Raw genomic sequence first — 17,360 nt, forward strand, 5'->3', positions numbered from 1 at the left:
ACCTCCTTAATTATGCGGCCTCAACGGGATAACCCAGAGCAGCCAAGCTTTCGATAGCGAGACTGAGGGATTGAATATCTGCTTGCCTATGCAGCTTTACCTCTCCCAGATAGTACTCAAGGCTGATAATCGCATCGGCAAAAATATGCAAAGATTGCTCTACTTCAGGACCGGCATCATGACGGTCGATAACAGTCTCAACAAAGTTCAGCAAACCTTCAACTACGGCCGCCGCTCTACTTAAGTTGAGAACGATCAAGCCTCCGCGCACTGAGTTCAAAGTAGTAGAAACATTGCGAATATGGCCATGATCAAAGTCGGACTCTGCATAGGCCGCCAGCGCTCTCTTAATCAACGCCAAACCGGCTTCTGCCTCTTTAAGTACAGCCACTTCCGCTTCTGCCAACTGGCTATGCTCAAAGGCAATATCCGCATGGCCGTATTCATCCAGATCAATAGAAGTGCTCTGCTTGAGAGCCCTTACCGTGCTATCGACCATCAACACCTGGCCTGTCAGTTTCTGCAGTGCGCTGTCCGCTATGGAACCGCCCGCGCCGGAAGCACTCTGGTATTCCGCAACCGCGCTGCGCAGACTCTCTCCAACCCGCTTAAAATTGAGCATCTGCAAGGTGCCGGCCACTCTCTGTAGAGAAGAAGCGAGGCCATCTTCTGCATCCAAGGAAGTAGTACCAATTAACTCAGCGTCATCCAACATTCGGCGCACACCGGACAACTCCTCCTCTAAGGCGTTAGCAACTGCGGTAATTGCCGTGGCGCCAGGGCCTCCAAGGGTGGCTCGCTCCCGCTCTAATTCCTCTTCACTGTAATCAAGAGACTCTGCGGAGAAGGCCTCCAGCAACTTGCCACCAAAGCCCTCGGGCTTGGAAAGAGTCAGCCAATAGAGGCACTCTTTCAGCAAAATCGGTGGCGCAGGCTGATCTAAAGCTGTATCACACTCTTTCTGTAATGCTCGCAGCCAGCGATCAAACATACTGAAAACCATCACCCGGGATCGACTGATGCGCATTTCCTGGGAGGCCATGCCTGCAAGTGCCGCCCCTGCTACCACCCATAAACGCCCATTTGGGCGCCCCATGGTGATGCTTGCGATTCTCTCAAGGGCGCGAGACATCATCGTGTACGCTGGGCCCCGAGGTTTACCTCGCAACAGAGCCAACAAACCAACCTGGTACATATGACGGAATCGGCGAACAAAACTATTCAAGTCTTCCGACATTACCGCAGAAGCCCCTGCACCAGGCACAGCCCCCTCCAAGTTACAACGGAAAAAATGACTTTCCGGCACAGGGGGCTGAGACCGGGCCGCACGCAAATTATTGATATAGGGAATCAGCAATTCTGGACGGGCAATGGCACGACTTTGGACAAAATCCAAGTAGCGTCCCATTACGTAAAAACCTGTGCCCAACGCTTCCATCAGTTCTTCTGAGGCGCTCTGTCTCTCCTCTAACACCTCTGTAAGCGCTTTGATTTTCTCTTGGGCGAGGAGCTCAGCTGCCTGGAGCTGCACCATCTGCAATACTCCACTAACCTGCCTGAGTGCAGCCAAACTCTGTTCGAGAGCCTGCTTTTGGGAAGTATCCGCGGCAAATTTATCCAAGTGTGAGGCGGCATTATCGATGGTAGCTACCAGCTCATCCTTCACTACATTGACAGAAGTGATATTGATCTTGCGCAATTCAGTCTTTGGCTGCACCGCTGCATTCTTCCTATAATCGAACAAAAAACAACCAGATCAGGATGATTCTGGCCTCATTAAGGGCAATTTACCCCAATAAATAAAAGAGTCCACCTTTCGCCAAACAATTTCTACCGAATAATCGACAAATAACCTAGCGGCGGGGCTGAAGCCCCTAAATTACTTGAATTTTCCAGAAAACCCAGTAGCGTTTGCTACTTTCAAGTTTAAAGCTGTACGTTTTTTTGTGTTAAAGAACAAAAACCAATCAATCTGTGCACAATAAACCCAGGGAAGCACGCAGCGATAATTGAGCTCAGGTATCTATTTCGCATACACCGCCGATTCCCAAAGATTCCATTTTGACCCACACCAATATGGGTTAACCAAGGAAGTAAATGATGAACACTTACAACAACACCATTGCGGCATCCGGCGGCGGATTTGGTCGCGCCTTTGCCGAAAATTTTCTCGGCGAAGCGCCTGATTGGTACAAATTGACCATAGCCGCCTTTTTGCTTCTCAACCCATTAATACTGTATGTATCGGGGCCTTTTGTAACAGGCTGGGTCCTTATTGGTGAATTCATTTTTACCCTGGCGATGGCCCTGAAGTGTTACCCACTTCAACCCGGCGGACTGCTCGCAATTGAAGCCGTATTGATGGGTATGACAAGCACCGATGCCGTCTACCACGAGGTAGTTGAGAATATCGAAGTTATTCTGCTACTAATGTTTATGGTGGCCGGCATTTACTTCATGAAGAGCCTGCTTCTATTTGTATTCACTAAAATTTTGATTAATGTGAATTCAAAATCTCTGCTGTCACTACTTTTCTGTGCTGTATCTGCAGTACTGTCAGCATTCTTAGATGCCTTGACCGTAACTGCTGTTCTGATTGCGGTTGCCGTAGGCTTTTACTCAGTCTATCACCGGGTCGCTTCCCAGCAGCCACACCACCACAATGACCACGACCACTCCAACGATGAGCATGTCGTGGAGTATCACCGCGAAGACTTGGACCAGTTTCGAGCCTACCTTCGCAGCCTGATCATGCATGGCGCCGTAGGCACTGCTCTCGGTGGTGTTTGCACCTTGGTTGGGGAACCGCAAAACCTGCTGATCGCTGAGAAAGCGGGGTGGGAATTTGTACAGTTTTTCCTGCAGATGGCCCCAGTGACCATCCCAACATTCTTTGCCGGCCTAGCTACTTGTTTCTTTTTGGAGAAAATTAAAATGTTTGGCTATGGAGCCCAGCTCCCTAGCGCCGTACGTGAGGTACTGGTTAATTTTTCCAAAGAGGAAGAAAAGAAGCGCACCTCGGCACAGGTTGCTGAGCTGTGGATTCAGGGCATTGTCGCTGTAGTTCTGGTTTTTGCCCTGGCATTTCATGTTGCCGAAGTCGGTATCATTGGCCTGATGATTATTGTACTTCTGACCTCGTTTAACGGCGTTGTTCAAGAAGCTAGAATCGGTCACGCGTTTGAAGAGGCACTGCCATTTACTGCACTGCTCGTGGTTTTTTTCGCAATTGTTGCAGTGATTCACCAGCAGCACCTATTCGAGCCTGTAACCAACTTCGTTCTCGCACAAAAGCCCGAACAGCAGCCAGGATTGCTATTCATGGCAAACGGTATTTTGTCGATGATTAGCGACAATGTTTTTGTGGCAACGGTTTATATTAACGAAGTTAAAGCTGCCCTCACTGCAGGCGACATTACCCGAGAACATTTTGACAAGCTGGCCATTGCCATCAATACCGGAACCAACCTACCCAGCGTTGCCACTCCCAATGGACAAGCTGCATTTTTGTTCCTGCTGACATCGGCCCTGGCACCTCTCATACGCCTATCTTATGGCCGCATGGTGATCATGGCTCTGCCCTACACCATCGTACTGAGTATTGTTGCTTTGATTTGCGTGGTCTACGCGATCTAAAGAGAACTTGTATAAGAGACTATCTGGATGGGTGGGGATTGATAATTCCCACCCGCTCAGAAAAAGAAAAGTGCAATAAACATCAAAGTTAAAGAGAACACCTCTTCATTGATGTGCTACCAGAAGTGTTTGCCCGCTGATTTCTCCAGCAAACCTAGCATCGATTGATGCGCTTCAGCTTCCTGTGGCGTAGCACGCGCTACTAGCAGGGGCGCGCGATCTGCCGATAGGCGACGAATGGCTTCACCCGCCGCATCATTTTCCGCCTTCTTACCTTCCTCCCCTTCCGAGGAATCACCCTGTGCCAACACCAAATCGGTTTGGCCACCGGTCATCATCAGGTAGACGTCGGCAAGAATCTCCGCATCCAGCAATGCGCCGTGCAAATCCCGCTGGGAGTTATCGACAAAGTAGCGCTTACAAAGGGCGTCCAGATTGTTTTTCTGCCCGGGGTGCTTTTCCCGGGCCATTGTCAGGGTATCCAAAACCCCACAATGCGCATTGACATTGCGCCAGCGCGGATTACCCAGCAGCCTCAGCTCAGCATCAATAAAACCGACATCGAAGGGCGCGTTGTGAATAACCAGCTCTGCACCTTCACAGAAGGTCATAAATTCATCGGCGATCTGAGCGAATACGGGTTTGTCTGCCAGGAATTCATTAGTGATTCCATGGACCTCAATAGCCCCATCTTCCACTTGTCGCTGAGGATTGATGTACTGGTGATAGTGACGGCCAGTCAACTTCCGGTTAACCAGCTCTACGCAACCAATTTCAATAATACGATGGCCGCTTTTGGGATCGAGACCTGTTGTCTCTGTATCGAGAACCACTTGACGCATATGCAATATTCCCCTCAGGACTCCAGTTCATCGACGCCACGATTTGCCAACTGATCGGCCCGCTCATTGCCCGGGTGGCCGGCATGACCTTTAACCCAGTGCCACTCTACATCATGCTGGGAGACGCTCTCATCCAACTGCCGCCATAGGTCTGCATTTTTGACAGGCTTCTTACTCGCCGTTTTCCAACCATTCTTTTTCCAGTTGTTAATCCAGCCGGTAATTCCCTGGCGCAGGTACTGTGAGTCAGTATGTAAATCAACTTTGCACGGCTGTTTAAGAGCCTCCAAAGCTTTGATTGCAGCTAACAGTTCCATACGATTATTGGTGGTATGCGCCTCCCCACCAAACAACTCTTTCTCCCGCTCACCGTACACCAACAGGGCACCCCAACCGCCGGGGCCAGGATTACCGCGACAAGCGCCATCTGTATAGATAGTAATTTGTTTCAAAACTTACGCCAAAATTAGATATGGGGCCGATTTTCAGCGAAATCAGCGCTTTTGATGCTTCCCGCGTGCTGCAACGCGAGGACTCGACGGGGTGGCAACCAAAGCGGGCTTTCTCTCGGCCCGCCAATTGATTTTAATAGTGCGAACACGTGCCACTTCTTTGCGGGCGACTATGATGTAAAAGCCCCCCCATGGCAAGTGCAAGCGGGAGCCAAGGCGCTCCATCCAAGCCGTCTTGGAAAGCAATTCCTTTTGCTGTAATGGCAAGCGGAAGAAGCCGCGATCTACCCTCTCAGCCTGCAAGTCCAACAGATTCATCCAGTCGGCAATTCGAGCAGCCCGCAGTTGATTTCCGCGCTGGTAAGCCCCCCTGGAAAATAGCAGACGGGACAAGCCGAGCAAGGAAAACGGGTTAAACCCGATTAGCAGCATATGACCACCGGGTATCAAAACCCTGGCCGCCTCTCTCAATACTTGGTGGGGATGACTGGAGAAGTCCAAAAGGTGATGCAGCAGTACTACATCGATTGAATCGGCGGGGAGGGGCAGTTGCTCGAACTCTACTACCGCAGCCCCGCCCTGCTCAGAGGTCGCCCCCAATCGAAAACGATGATTGATACGACTGAAAGCGCCAAAATCAACGGATTGGGTCACGCTGGCCTGTAGAAAGTGATAACCGAAAAAGCCCTCCACTAAGGGTTGGGCCAATGCCAGCTGTTGCGAGAGAATCTCCTCTCCCAGCGAACTGGAAAACCAATGGGATAGCGCTGGGCAGACCTTGCCAAGAGGGGATTGCTCCTCATCATTACCAGGCCTGCTCTTTCCGGTCATCATATCTCCATTGATCAATCTAACAGCTATTCAATTCTACACTCGGGCGATGTTTCCAGGGCCTTATCTAAGTAAACCAGTCCTCAGGTAACAATTCACACCGTCTCACGCCTTCCATGATATTGTTCTGCTATTCAGCGATAAGACGATCCGATTATGCTATCCATCACGCCAATCCCCGCCTTTAATGACAACTATATCTGGCACCTGCAAAAAGATGGTCAGCACTGGGTAGTCGACCCTGGTGATGCGCTGCCAGTAGAAAAGGCCCTACAAGGGACCAGGCTCAGCGGCATTCTCATTACTCATCACCACTATGACCATACCGGCGGCATCGAAACGCTTTGTCGCCAGTACCAGTGCCCTGTCTATGGCCCCGAGCAAATACCTGGTGTCACTCACCCCATTGCCGGTGGAGATTCCTTACAGATCCTTGGCATGCCCTTCCAGGTACACGCTGTTCCGGGGCACACTCTAGACCACTTAGCTTTGGTTTTGAATGAAACCACAGCAGCAGGCGGTGAACAATTGCACCTTTTTTGTGGTGACACTCTTTTTTCCGCTGGCTGCGGCAGGTTGTTCGAAGGCACTCCAGAGCAGATGTACCATTCTCTGCAAAAGCTCAGTAAATTACCCGCCGCAACTTTTGTTTATCCTGCACACGAGTACACACTCGCCAACCTGAAGTTTGCCCAAGCGGTAGAGCCTAACAATCAAGCCATTGAGGCAAGGGTTGCTCAGTGCAAAGACTTGAGAGTAGAAAACAAGCCAACTTTGCCTTCAACTATCGCCCTTGAGCTAGACACCAACCCATTTCTTCGCTGTCAGTATCCGGAAGTTAGGCAGACAGCTATCAATTCGAGACCGGAGTTAAATGACGGAAGCGATAACGTAGATATTTTTGCGAGCCTGCGCGGCTGGAAGGACAACTTCTAAACGCCCAACTTCACCTAAACTCCTCTCAGGCTGGGTGATAAACTAGCAATTCGCATACTTTTTAACCGTCAATATTGACCGAAACTAATTTGCCTAATTAGAATCAAAAGTAATTGACCAAATGCCTGGCGCTTTACCAATAATTGTTCTGAAATGCGTCAGGATGAATTACAAGAAAGACTCGCGGATATCACACATGGTTCACAAGAATTTTGCCGTAGCATTACTAGCCGCTACGGTAGGGGCCTGCTCGCAATTACCGGAACAGGCCTCTGCGCCCGAAACTGAAAATATCCCTGCAGAGGAAACCTCTGTCGCGAGTGACCGAGCTGTTAAAAAGCACGAACCCTCTGAAGCGGTCCCTCCCCCCGTAGACATCTGGGCAAGACTTCGTCAGGGATTCGCCCTGGATCACCACACCAGCGACCCCAAGGTTAAGGAATATATTGCTTACTTCGCCCGCAACGAGGGCTATATGGCTCGGGTAACCGAGCGCTCTCGTCGATATATTTTCCATGTTGCAGAACAGCTGGAACAGGCAAATCTCCCACTTGAATTAGCGCTGCTCCCCATTGTCGAGAGTGCATACGACCCCTTCGCCTACTCCCACGCCCGGGCTTCCGGTATGTGGCAGTTTATCCCGGCCACCGGGCGCTCTTTCGGGCTCGAGCAAAACTGGTGGTATGACGGACGCCGCGATGTCCATGAATCCACCCAGGCTGCGGCAAAGTACTTCAACTACCTGCACGATCGCTTTGATGGGGACTGGGAGCTGGCACTCGCTGCTTACAATGCCGGTGAGGGAACGGTTCGCAGAGCCGTAGAGCGCAATCGTCGCAACGGGCTTGGCACCAGTTATTGGGATCTCAAACTGCCGCGGGAAACCAAACGCTATGTGCCCCAGCTGCTGGCTCTGGCGGAGGTTATATCCCGCCCGGACCATTACAAAATTCCACTGCATGATGTCTCCAACGAGCCCTACTACGCCCGTGTCGATGTAGGCAGTCAGATCGATCTGGCCCAGGCTGCGGAACTTGCAGAAATTGAGATTGAAGAGCTCTACCTACTGAACCCAGGCTATAACCGCTGGGCAACCGACCCCAACGGAAACCACCAACTACTGATTCCAATAGAGACCCAGGAAAAGTTTGAGAGCGCCCTGGCACAACTTCCCAAGGAAGAGAGGGTAAGCTGGCAGCGCTACACCATTGCCCGAGGCGACACCCTTTCCACTATCGCTCGCCGCTACCAGACCACCGTCGGAGCGATACGCGAGACAAACAAACTACGCAGCAATAATATTCGCGCCGGTAAAACACTGTTAATCCCCAGCGCATCGGGCCCCGCGGGACAGTATGCCTACGCACTCGATCAGCGAGTTAAACGCAAGCAGTCTTCCGGCAAGGGCCAGAAAGTTAATTACACTGTACGCCCTGGCGACAGCCTTTGGGGGATTTCACGCAAGCTGGATGTGACCGTAAAGCAACTGGCCAGCTGGAACAGCATGGCACCGGGAGACACCCTGCGCCCTGGGCGCACCCTGGTGGCTTACAACGGCTCCCCCGCAGTATCAGAGAACAACCGCACTACCCGCAAGGTTTCTTACCGGGTACGCAGCGGCGACTCTCTATATCGGATAGCCAATAAATTCAGTATCGAAATCGATGATATTCTCCGCTGGAATAAGATAAACAAGTCCAAGTATTTACAACCCGGACAGCGCTTAACCTTATTTGTGGATAGTGCCAGCAACACTTAAAGCGCACACTACCCTACAGGGAGTTAGCCATAAAAAAACCCGGCAATTGCCGGGTTTTTTTATGGCTCAATAACAACCGTCACTCGGCAGAAGAGGCCAGATCGATTTTTGCCTGATCGGACAAGTAGCGCTGGATAGCTGCTAACTCGGCCCCACCATTTACAGAGGCCAATTGCTGCATCAGTGCCTGACGCTGCTCTTTGCTCTGCTTGGACAGTTCGCCCGGGCGCACGCTGCGCAGATCGAGAACTACCAGATCACCATTATTTGTAGCGAAGCTGGTCACTTCATCTTTGCCAGCAGATGGGGCAGGCAATGCAAATGCCTTGGCATTAATCTCACCGCGCTGAGCAAAACCACCGCGGCGAGTTTTATCACTGGTCTCCAGGGTTAAACCTTGCGCTTCTGCCAGTTCTGCAAAACTAGTACCAGTAGCGAGCTTCTCTTTAAGCTCTTCCGCTTGCTTAGCCAATTGCTCACTGGCCTTATCACGCTTCAAACGGTCAACAATTTGCTGGCGAACCTCTTCCAGAGGGTAGGTACCCGCGGGCTTAGAGTCGGTGACCCGCAAAACGACAGAGTGCTCATTGTTCAGGTTGATCACATCTGAAGTATTGCCATCTTCCTTCACTTCCACAGAGAAAGCAGCCTCGATAACCTGCCCGTTAGAAAGGACGCCAGATGCGCTCTCGCGCGAAAACAGATTGGCAGTCTTCAGGGGAACACCCAACTCTTCAGCGGGCTCAGCCAGGTTATCCGCGTTGTATGCCAGATCGGCAAGACGGGACAAGGCATCAACAAACTCGCGCTCAGCAACGGACTCACGCAGTCGCTTTTCGATCGCCACTTTTTGCTCTTCGAAGCTCGGCGGTTCACTCTGCTCTACTTCCAACAACTTGATAAAGTGAGTTCCACTATCGGTGGTCACTGGAGCAGAAACCTGACCCACTTCCAGCGCGGCCAAGGCCTGCTCGAAAGCCTCTGGGAATACATCACCTGTGGTGTAACCCAACTCACCGCCTTCCTCCGCAGAGCCTACGTCTTGGGAGTAAGTCTTTGCCAACTCGGCGAAATCTTCGCCGGCATCCAGTTTGCTCTGAATCTCAGCAATTTTTTCTGCGTCAGCTTCTTCAAGCAAAATATGTGCAGCACGACGGCGAAGTTCCGATGCGAAACCTTTCAGCTCTTGCTCGTACTGAGCGCGAACATCGCTTTCAGAAATATCAATGTTACCGGCAAATACTTCAGGAGTTAGCTCAATATACTCAACCGCCACCTGCTCTGGACGCTGGTATTGCCCTTGATTCTCCTGGTAGTACTGTTCTACTTCAGCATCCGAAACCTGAGTCTCTGCTAGCAGGCCTTCAACTGGCATCACCACGTAATCAAAATCACGCTCTTCCATAGAGGCGGCAACAATCTGTTCTGCATCCGCCTGGGTAGTAAAAGCACTTTCAACCACACTATTTGCGTACTGCTCCAGCGCCATATCATTTTCCATAATCTGGCGGAAGCCTGCAGGGCTATACCCCATACGACGCAAAGCATCGCGGTACATTTGCGGATCAAAACTGCCGTTCACCTGAAAAGCCGGAATTCCCACGATCGCTCTGTCGACCGCCGCAGAGCTCATCACCATACCGCTGTCCTGAGCAGCTTGGCGCATCACAGCACTGGAAACCAATTGGCGTAAAACTGGCTCACGCAACTGCTCATCGCTGATTAAATCAGCGGGCACATCTTCGCCGTACTGACTAATGATCATATTGCGGCGATTTTGAATTGCGCGTTGCAAATCCAAGTTTGTAATTTTTTCGCCATTAACCTCGGCTACCGCATCGGCAGCACCTCCACTGGCACCGGTGAAGAAATCAATTCCCCCAATGACCATAATAAAACCGAAAAAGGCTGCGACAATAATCGCGGCTGTCCCTTTCAGGTTGTCACGCATGGACTGAAGCATGCTCAGCTCCGAAAATTAATTGTTTTTAACTACTATCAGATACAAAAAAGGCGCATCCCAACTGACACGCCTCTTTGACATTCAGACTCTTTTACAAAGTCTCAAAGCCTGCTGAAAACTTAGTTTACAGCGTCTTTCAGGGCTTTACCGGCCTTGAAGTTAGGAATTTTTGCCGCAGCGATTTCAATGGGATCGCCAGTGCGAGGATTGCGACCAGTACGAGCTGCACGCTCTTTCACAGCAAAGGTACCAAAGCCAACGAGGGCAACTTGATCACCTTTTTTCAGGGCATCAGTGATGCTATCAACCATTGCGTCCAAAGCACGGCCAGCTGCTGCTTTTGGAATATCTGCAGATGCGGCAATTGCTTCAATCAGTTCGGACTTATTCACGCTTAATCCCTCTGTTCTTTTTAAATATGCTTCGGGTGGTCTACAAAAGACACCCATACTTTAAATTTTTTAGCCTTCGGCAATTTACGCGCCGGGCAATAAGCCCCGTTTTATACCAACTGCCCAGAAGCGGGTCAAGGAACCATGCGGGTTTCCGGGCAGATGCACACTTTTCAAGCAGCGTAGATAGCCTGATTGGCGAAGTTTTGGCCTTGCAAGTTGTAAAGGGGCGACAAAAGTCACCCCATTACAAGAGTCAGTGAGTTTGGATTCCTCGCTGCGAGCGCTCCTCTGCCTTTTTCTGTAAGGCGGAATACTCTTCATCAGACAGGGATTCAGGCTTGTGTTCGAGCGCCAGCTCAAGTACCTGATCGATCCACTTAACGGGCCTAACTACCAAGTCCTGAAGAATATTATCGGGAATATCCTTCAGATCTCGCTCGTTATCAGCAGGAATCAGTACAGTTTTTATACCGCCCCGATGCGCTGCCAATAACTTTTCTTTAAGACCACCAATTCTTAAAACTTCTCCACGCAGAGTAATTTCTCCAGTCATCGCCACATCTGAGCGAACGGGAATATCCGTTAACACAGACACCAAAGCGGTGCACATGGCAATACCCGCCGAAGGGCCATCTTTGGGGGTGGCACCTTCAGGCACGTGGATATGAATATCCCGGGTCTCGTGGAAGTCCGGACCTATTCCCAGTGCCTGGGAGCGAGAACGCACAACCGTCAAGGCCGCCTGAATAGACTCCTGCATAACATCACCGAGGGAGCCGGTTTTGATCATGCGCCCTTTACCCGGCACAGCTGAAGCTTCAATGTTAAGAAGCTCACCACCCACCTCGGTCCAGGCGAGACCGGTAACAATTCCGATTTTGTCCTCTTCCTCCGCACGACCAAAATCAAACTTGCGAACACCGAGAAGCTCTTCAAGTTGCTCTGGCTGTATTACAGCCTTCTTCTCTGAAGGGTTGCGAACGTGCTCCGTTACTACCTTGCGGCAGATCTTGGCAATCTCCCGGTCCAGGCCACGCACACCCGCTTCACGGGTGTAGTAGCGGACAATATCTCGGATACTGTCATCGGAGAGATCCAGCTCATCATCTTTAAGGCCGTTGGCCTTGCGCTGCTTCGGCACAAGATAGCGCTGAGCAATATTCAGTTTTTCGTCCTCGGTATAACCGGGGATTCGAATAACTTCCATACGATCCAGCAACGGGCCTGGAATATTCATTGAGTTAGAGGTGCAGACAAACATCACATCGGAAAGGTCGTAATCCACTTCTAAGTAGTGATCATTGAAGGTTTTATTCTGCTCTGGATCCAAAACCTCAAGAAGCGCTGAGGCGGGATCGCCCCGCTGATCCATCCCCATTTTGTCGACTTCGTCGAGCAGGAACAGGGGATTTTTCACTCCAACTTTCGAAATTTTCTGAATCAGCTTGCCCGGCAGTGAGCCAATATAAGTGCGTCGATGCCCGCGAATCTCGGCTTCATCGCGAACGCCGCCCAGGGCCATACGCACATACTGACGATTTGTCGCTCGGGCAATAGATTGACCGAGGGAGGTTTTACCCACCCCGGGAGGACCAACCAAACATAAGATCGGCCCTTTCACTTTCTTCACTCGCTTTTGTACCGCGAGGTATTCCAGAATCCGCTCTTTAACCTCTTCCAAGCCGTAGTGTTCTTTCTCGAGAATTTCCTCGGCTTTAACCAAATCGTGTCTCACCCGGCTGGCTTTTTTCCAGGGCAGGCTCAACATCCAGTCGATATAACTGCGTAAAACCGAAGCTTCCGCAGACATAGGCGACATCATTTTCAATTTAGCCAGCTCAGCGCGGGTTTTCTTCTCTGCCTCCGCACTCATGCCGGATTCGGCAATTTTGTTTTCCAGCTCTTCAATTTCATTGGGCTCTTCGGTGATCTCGCCCAACTCTTTTTGAATCGCCTTCATCTGCTCATTGAGATAGTACTCACGTTGGCTTTTCTCCATCTGCTTTTTCACACGCCCACGAATGCGTTTTTCCACCTGAATCAGATCGATTTCAGCATCCATAAGGCCCAGCAAATGCTCCAAACGCTCTTTAACACTGAGAGTCTCTAGAAGCTCTTGCTTCTGAGCCAACTCAAGGGACATATGTGCAGAAATGGTATCTGCCAAGCGGCCAGGTTCATCAATTCCCGACAGGGAGGTAATAACCTCATTGGGGACTTTCTTACTTACAGAAACGTACTGTTCAAACTGAGACATCACAGAGCGCACAAGGGCATCTGCTTCGCCTTCCGGCAACTCCTGCGTCTCCATCGGCGAAACGGTCGCCTCGAAATGGTTCTCCCTCTCCATCACTTCGTGGATATTTACGCGCTCCCCCCCTTCTACCAGCACCTTCACAGTGCCATCGGGGAGTTTGAGTAACTGCAAGACACTGGCAATAGTGCCCACGCGATAGATATCGTCTGCACCTGGGTCATCCTCAGATGCCTTTCGCTGCGCCACAAGCAATACCTGCTTATCCCTGCGCATGGCCTCTTCCAGGGCCTCTATGGACTTTTCCCTGCCGACAAAAAGCGGGATCACCATATGGGGGTAAACAACAACATCGCGCAATGGCAACAACGGATATTCAAGTGTGGTGTCGGATGACTGATCCATAGAACTCCTCTCGGCCCTATCACTGGGTATTTGGCGCGGCATCATGCTGCTGTTGGAATTGACAGCTTAACCTGGGCCACCGCCCTTCAGATGCTAGTAATGGGGGGGAAGGGCCCGAAATACAAGTCTAATCTCGCGACCAATTTGTGCCGAGCTAAGAGTGCTATTCGAGCCAGGAATACCCAGACAGGTAGTTAGATACCCGGGTAATCAGAAAAAACTATAAAAAAAGCCCCAATATTGGGGCTTTTTGAGGTGGGATTTGAGCTACTCTTCCGGCGCCGCCTTCTGCGGCTGGGACTCACTCTCATAAACCAGCAACGGGGCTGATTCGCCTTTAATGACCGCCTCGTCAATCACAACTTTCACCACATTATCTGTGGATGGGATGTCATACATGGTCTCCAACAATACGGACTCCATGATAGAGCGCAGGCCACGGGCGCCTGTTTTCCGCTCCATTGCCTTGGTGGCAACTGCATCCAACGCATCGGGGCGGAAATCCAGTTCTACATCTTCCATCTCAAACAGTTTTGCGTACTGTTTGGTCAAAGCATTACGTGGCTCGGTGAGAATCTGTACCAGAGCCTCACGGTCCAACTCTTCCAAAGTTGCGGTCACCGGTAGGCGGCCAACAAACTCCGGGATCAGCCCGTAACGAACCAGGTCTTCAGGCTCCAGGTCACGCAGGATCTCACCAAAATTACTGGTGCCATCCTTCGATTTAACCTCTGCACTGAAACCAATTCCACCCTTCTCCGAGCGATCGCGGATAACCTTATCCAGCCCCGCAAAAGCGCCGCCACAAATAAACAGGATATTGGAGGTGTCGACCTGCAAGAATTCCTGCTGCGGATGCTTGCGTCCACCCTGCGGCGGCACAGACGCCACAGTGCCTTCAATCAACTTCAGTAGCGCTTGCTGCACACCTTCACCGGACACATCACGGGTAATTGAAGGGTTGTCTGACTTGCGCGAAATTTTGTCGATCTCATCGATATAGACGATACCCTGCTGGGCTTTTTCTACATCGTAATCACACTTCTGCAAAAGCTTCTGGATGATATTCTCAACATCCTCACCCACATAACCAGCTTCGGTCAGGGTGGTTGCATCGGCAATAGTGAAAGGAACATTGAGCAGGCGAGCCAGGGTCTCGGCAAGAAGGGTTTTACCACTACCGGTTGGGCCTACCAGCAAAATATTAGACTTACTGAGCTCTACTTCATCCTTACTTTTAACACCAGACTTGGTGCGCAGACGCTTGTAGTGATTGTATACGGCAACAGCCAGCACACGCTTGGCTCTCTCCTGCCCAATCACATACTGATCGAGGATTTCAGTAATCTCACGGGGTGTCGGCAGGCGCCCTTCAGGCCCCTCCGCAGTCTCTTGTACTTCTTCACGAATAATGTCGGTACACAGCTCGACACATTCATCGCAGATAAAGACTGACGGCCCAGCGATTAACTTCCGCACTTCCTGTTGGCTCTTGCCACAGAAAGAGCAGTACAGCAATTTTCCGCTGTCTTCTCCGCTGCTTTTGTCGGTCATCAAAATACTCCGTCGTCACTGGCCGGCCAGGGCCCTAAATTCAGCTTACCCAGCAAGATGCTGCCTTTTGGCGTGATTTTCAAGTCCCAACGAAAGCCAGCCTGTCAAAAAAACTAACTTTCGCTGAAATCCGCCTCCGGCAAACTTTTAATGTAGAAAAATCTACTTATCGAATGCCTGTCGGCGAGACAATACATCATCGACCAAGCCATATTCCTTGGCTTCATCGGCGCTCATAAAGTTGTCGCGCTCTGTATCCCTCTCAATATCACTGACTGGACGTCCAGAGTGATGCGCCATGAGCTCATTCAAACGATGACGAATCTTGAGAATTTCCTGGGCGTGAATGTGGATATCGCTCGCCTGCCCTTGGGCCCCACCGCTGGGCTGGTGAATCATCACACGGGAGTTTGGTGTTACGAAGCGTTTGCCTTCAGCACCGGCAGTCAACAAGAAGGCGCCCATACTACAGGCCTGCCCAATGCACATAGTGCTGACGTCAGGCTTAATGAACTGCATGGTGTCATAGATAGACATGCCGGCAGTTACCGAACCGCCCGGTGAATTAATGTAGAGGTGAATATCCTTATCCGGATTTTCTGCCTCGAGGAAAAGCAGCTGCGCAACAACCAGGTTGGCCATGTGGTCTTCTACAGGCCCGACCAGGAAGATCACACGCTCTTTTAACAGGCGAGAATAAATATCAAATGAGCGCTCCCCTCTGGCGGTTTGTTCTACCACCATGGGAACTAAACCTGATGCTGAGGGCTCTATCGAAGCTTTTGGAAAATCAATTCGTGCCATAGGTACCATTGCTTCCTTTTGTGGCGTATTCGGCAGGCCAGCGAATAGGCATCGTATGCCCATGCTGAAAAATTTGGTTTTCAGAGCTTAACCGGTCAGGCGAGAGAAAGCCAGCCGGTAAAAAGGAAGGAGATGTAGGGGCGTCACGCTTGAGCGGACGCCACCTTACACCTGAATGAAGTGAGAGATTAGCTTTGTTTTTGCGGCTTAATCACTTCGTCGTAGCTGCTGTCAACTTCAGATACTTTAGCTGAAGCCAGTACGTGATCAACAACCTGGTCTTCCAGTACAACAGACTCAACACCAGACAGCAGCTCACGGTTGCTGTAGTAGTAGTCAACCACTTCTTGCGGCTGCTGGTAGGTAGAAGCCAGCTCTTCAACTTTCGCCTTTACGCGATCGGCATCAACAGAAAGTTCATTCTGCTTAACAATCTCACCGACTACCAGACCGAGAACTACACGGCGCTTTGCCTGCTCTTCGAACATAGTGTCAGGTAACATACGCTCGGCATCTTCAGCCTTGATCTGACCACCAAACTGCTGAACCATTTGACCACGCAAGGTAGTTACTTCACTGGCAACCAGAGCGGACGGCAGCTCAACTGGATGCTTTTCGAACAGCTGATCCATGATCTGGGTCTTAACTTTGTTAAGAGCGGCATTTTTCAGCTCACGCTGCATATTGTTGCGAACTTCCTCACGGAACTTCTCTTCGCCACCTTCCTGAACACCGTAAGCTTTGAAGAACTCTTCGTTCAGCTCGGGAAGTTCAGGCTTCTCGGAAGAAGTCACCTTGATATTAAAGGTAACAGCAGCACCGCGAAGCTCTTCCGCCTGGTAATCTTCCGGGAAGGTCAGATCAATGTCTTTCTCTTCACCGGGCTTCATGCCCAGAATGCCTTCTTCGAAGCCAGGGATCATCTGGCCGGAACCCAGTACCAACTGGTGACCTTCGGCCTTGCCACCTTCAAACTCTTCGCCGTCTTTGCGACCAACAAAGTTGATAACAACACGATCGCCCTTTTGAGCTTTGCGCTTGGTATCTTTCCAGGAAGACTGTTGCTTACGCAGAACATCGATCATGTTCTTCACGTCAGCATCAGTAACTTCTGCAACAGGACGCTCTACAGCGATCTCAGCCAGATCAGCGAGTTCAACTTCAGGGTAAATCTCGAAAGTAGCAACGTACTCCAGATTTTCGCCAGCAGCAGTCTGCTTAGCTTCGATGCTAGGCTGGCCGGCAGGTTTAACCTCTTCCTTCTGTACCGCTTCGTAGAAAGAACGGCTCATTACCTCACCCAGAACTTCCTGACGAACGCCGGCGCCAAAGCGCTGACGAACAACCTTCATCGGCACCTTGCCTTTGCGGAAGCCATTGATGCGAACAGTCTTAGCAGCCTGCTGGAGACGCTTATCCACTTCTTTGTCGACAATTTCTGCCGGCAAGTTGACCGTTAAGCGACGCTCCAGACCGGAAGTAGTTTCGATGGAAACCTGCATGTTTATCCTCGTGAGACTATCTCTGTA

The 17,360-nt window shown here is 50.8% G+C and carries 13 protein-coding genes; 3 read left to right on the forward strand and 10 right to left on the reverse strand.

Annotation, left to right across the window (positions count from 1 at the left end):
* Positions 1 to 10 precede the first annotated feature (10 nt).
* A complete protein-coding gene (locus tag ACJJI6_RS08685) occupies positions 11 to 1,717 on the reverse strand; it encodes a FimL-related protein (protein ID WP_475713152.1) in 1,707 nt (568 codons plus the stop codon).
* A 383-nt stretch (positions 1,718 to 2,100) separates the two neighbouring features.
* On the opposite strand from ACJJI6_RS08685, the gene nhaB reads away from it, so the two are divergent.
* Complete coding sequence (gene nhaB / locus ACJJI6_RS08690) at positions 2,101 to 3,636, forward strand: sodium/proton antiporter NhaB (protein WP_444908425.1); 1,536 nt, start codon at positions 2,101 to 2,103, stop codon at positions 3,634 to 3,636.
* A 116-nt stretch (positions 3,637 to 3,752) separates the two neighbouring features.
* On the opposite strand, the gene dnaQ is transcribed toward nhaB, so the two are convergent.
* Genes dnaQ through ACJJI6_RS08705 form a run of 3 tightly spaced genes read right to left on the reverse strand, consistent with a single transcriptional unit; the run spans position 3,753 to position 5,761 of the window.
* The gene (gene dnaQ, locus ACJJI6_RS08695) at positions 3,753 to 4,478 is read right to left on the reverse strand and encodes a DNA polymerase III subunit epsilon (protein ID WP_444894319.1); all 726 of its coding nucleotides are present in this window, start codon (positions 4,476 to 4,478) and stop codon (positions 3,753 to 3,755) included.
* A 14-nt stretch (positions 4,479 to 4,492) separates the two neighbouring features.
* Positions 4,493 to 4,930 carry a ribonuclease HI gene (gene rnhA / locus ACJJI6_RS08700; protein WP_413665181.1) on the reverse strand — a complete coding sequence of 146 codons (438 nt, stop codon included), beginning with the start codon at positions 4,928 to 4,930 and terminating at the stop codon, positions 4,493 to 4,495.
* A gap of 42 nt (positions 4,931 to 4,972) precedes the next feature.
* Positions 4,973 to 5,761: a class I SAM-dependent methyltransferase gene (locus ACJJI6_RS08705; RefSeq protein WP_444942151.1), complete on the reverse strand. Its 789-nt coding sequence runs from the start codon at positions 5,759 to 5,761 to the stop codon at positions 4,973 to 4,975.
* A 156-nt stretch (positions 5,762 to 5,917) separates the two neighbouring features.
* Between ACJJI6_RS08705 and gloB the strand changes: the two genes are divergently transcribed.
* Both gloB and ACJJI6_RS08715 read left to right on the forward strand, forming a co-directional pair.
* On the forward strand, positions 5,918 to 6,697 hold the full coding sequence (gene gloB, locus ACJJI6_RS08710) for a hydroxyacylglutathione hydrolase (RefSeq protein WP_475713153.1): 780 nt from the start codon (positions 5,918 to 5,920) through the stop codon (positions 6,695 to 6,697).
* A 196-nt stretch (positions 6,698 to 6,893) separates the two neighbouring features.
* Positions 6,894 to 8,456 (forward strand): LysM peptidoglycan-binding domain-containing protein, encoded by a 1,563-nt coding sequence (locus ACJJI6_RS08715; RefSeq protein ID WP_444905765.1) that lies wholly within the window; start codon positions 6,894 to 6,896, stop codon positions 8,454 to 8,456.
* 79 nt (positions 8,457 to 8,535) lie between these two features.
* On the opposite strand, the gene ACJJI6_RS08720 is transcribed toward ACJJI6_RS08715, so the two are convergent.
* The 6 genes from ACJJI6_RS08720 to tig all read right to left on the reverse strand — a co-directional run bounded on the left by ACJJI6_RS08720 (position 8,536) and on the right by tig (position 17,333).
* Positions 8,536 to 10,419 carry a SurA N-terminal domain-containing protein gene (locus ACJJI6_RS08720; RefSeq protein ID WP_413665177.1) on the reverse strand — a complete coding sequence of 628 codons (1,884 nt, stop codon included), beginning with the start codon at positions 10,417 to 10,419 and terminating at the stop codon, positions 8,536 to 8,538.
* A 119-nt stretch (positions 10,420 to 10,538) separates the two neighbouring features.
* A complete protein-coding gene (gene hbs, locus ACJJI6_RS08725) occupies positions 10,539 to 10,868 on the reverse strand; it encodes a non-specific DNA-binding protein Hbs (protein ID WP_255422880.1) in 330 nt (109 codons plus the stop codon).
* Between the two features lie 199 nt (positions 10,869 to 11,067).
* Positions 11,068 to 13,473 carry an endopeptidase La gene (lon, locus tag ACJJI6_RS08730; protein ID WP_413665176.1) on the reverse strand — a complete coding sequence of 802 codons (2,406 nt, stop codon included), beginning with the start codon at positions 13,471 to 13,473 and terminating at the stop codon, positions 11,068 to 11,070.
* A gap of 267 nt (positions 13,474 to 13,740) precedes the next feature.
* Positions 13,741 to 15,027: an ATP-dependent Clp protease ATP-binding subunit ClpX gene (clpX, locus tag ACJJI6_RS08735; protein WP_282933429.1), complete on the reverse strand. Its 1,287-nt coding sequence runs from the start codon at positions 15,025 to 15,027 to the stop codon at positions 13,741 to 13,743.
* Between the two features lie 162 nt (positions 15,028 to 15,189).
* Entirely contained in the window at positions 15,190 to 15,831 is a 642-nt protein-coding gene (clpP, locus tag ACJJI6_RS08740) for an ATP-dependent Clp endopeptidase proteolytic subunit ClpP (protein ID WP_282933430.1), read from the reverse strand.
* 188 nt (positions 15,832 to 16,019) lie between these two features.
* Positions 16,020 to 17,333 carry a trigger factor gene (gene tig, locus ACJJI6_RS08745; protein ID WP_444896707.1) on the reverse strand — a complete coding sequence of 438 codons (1,314 nt, stop codon included), beginning with the start codon at positions 17,331 to 17,333 and terminating at the stop codon, positions 16,020 to 16,022.
* Between the last annotated feature and the right edge of the window lie 27 nt (positions 17,334 to 17,360).

The sequence above is a fragment of the Microbulbifer maximicatervae (SeqCode) genome (assembly GCF_056232625.1).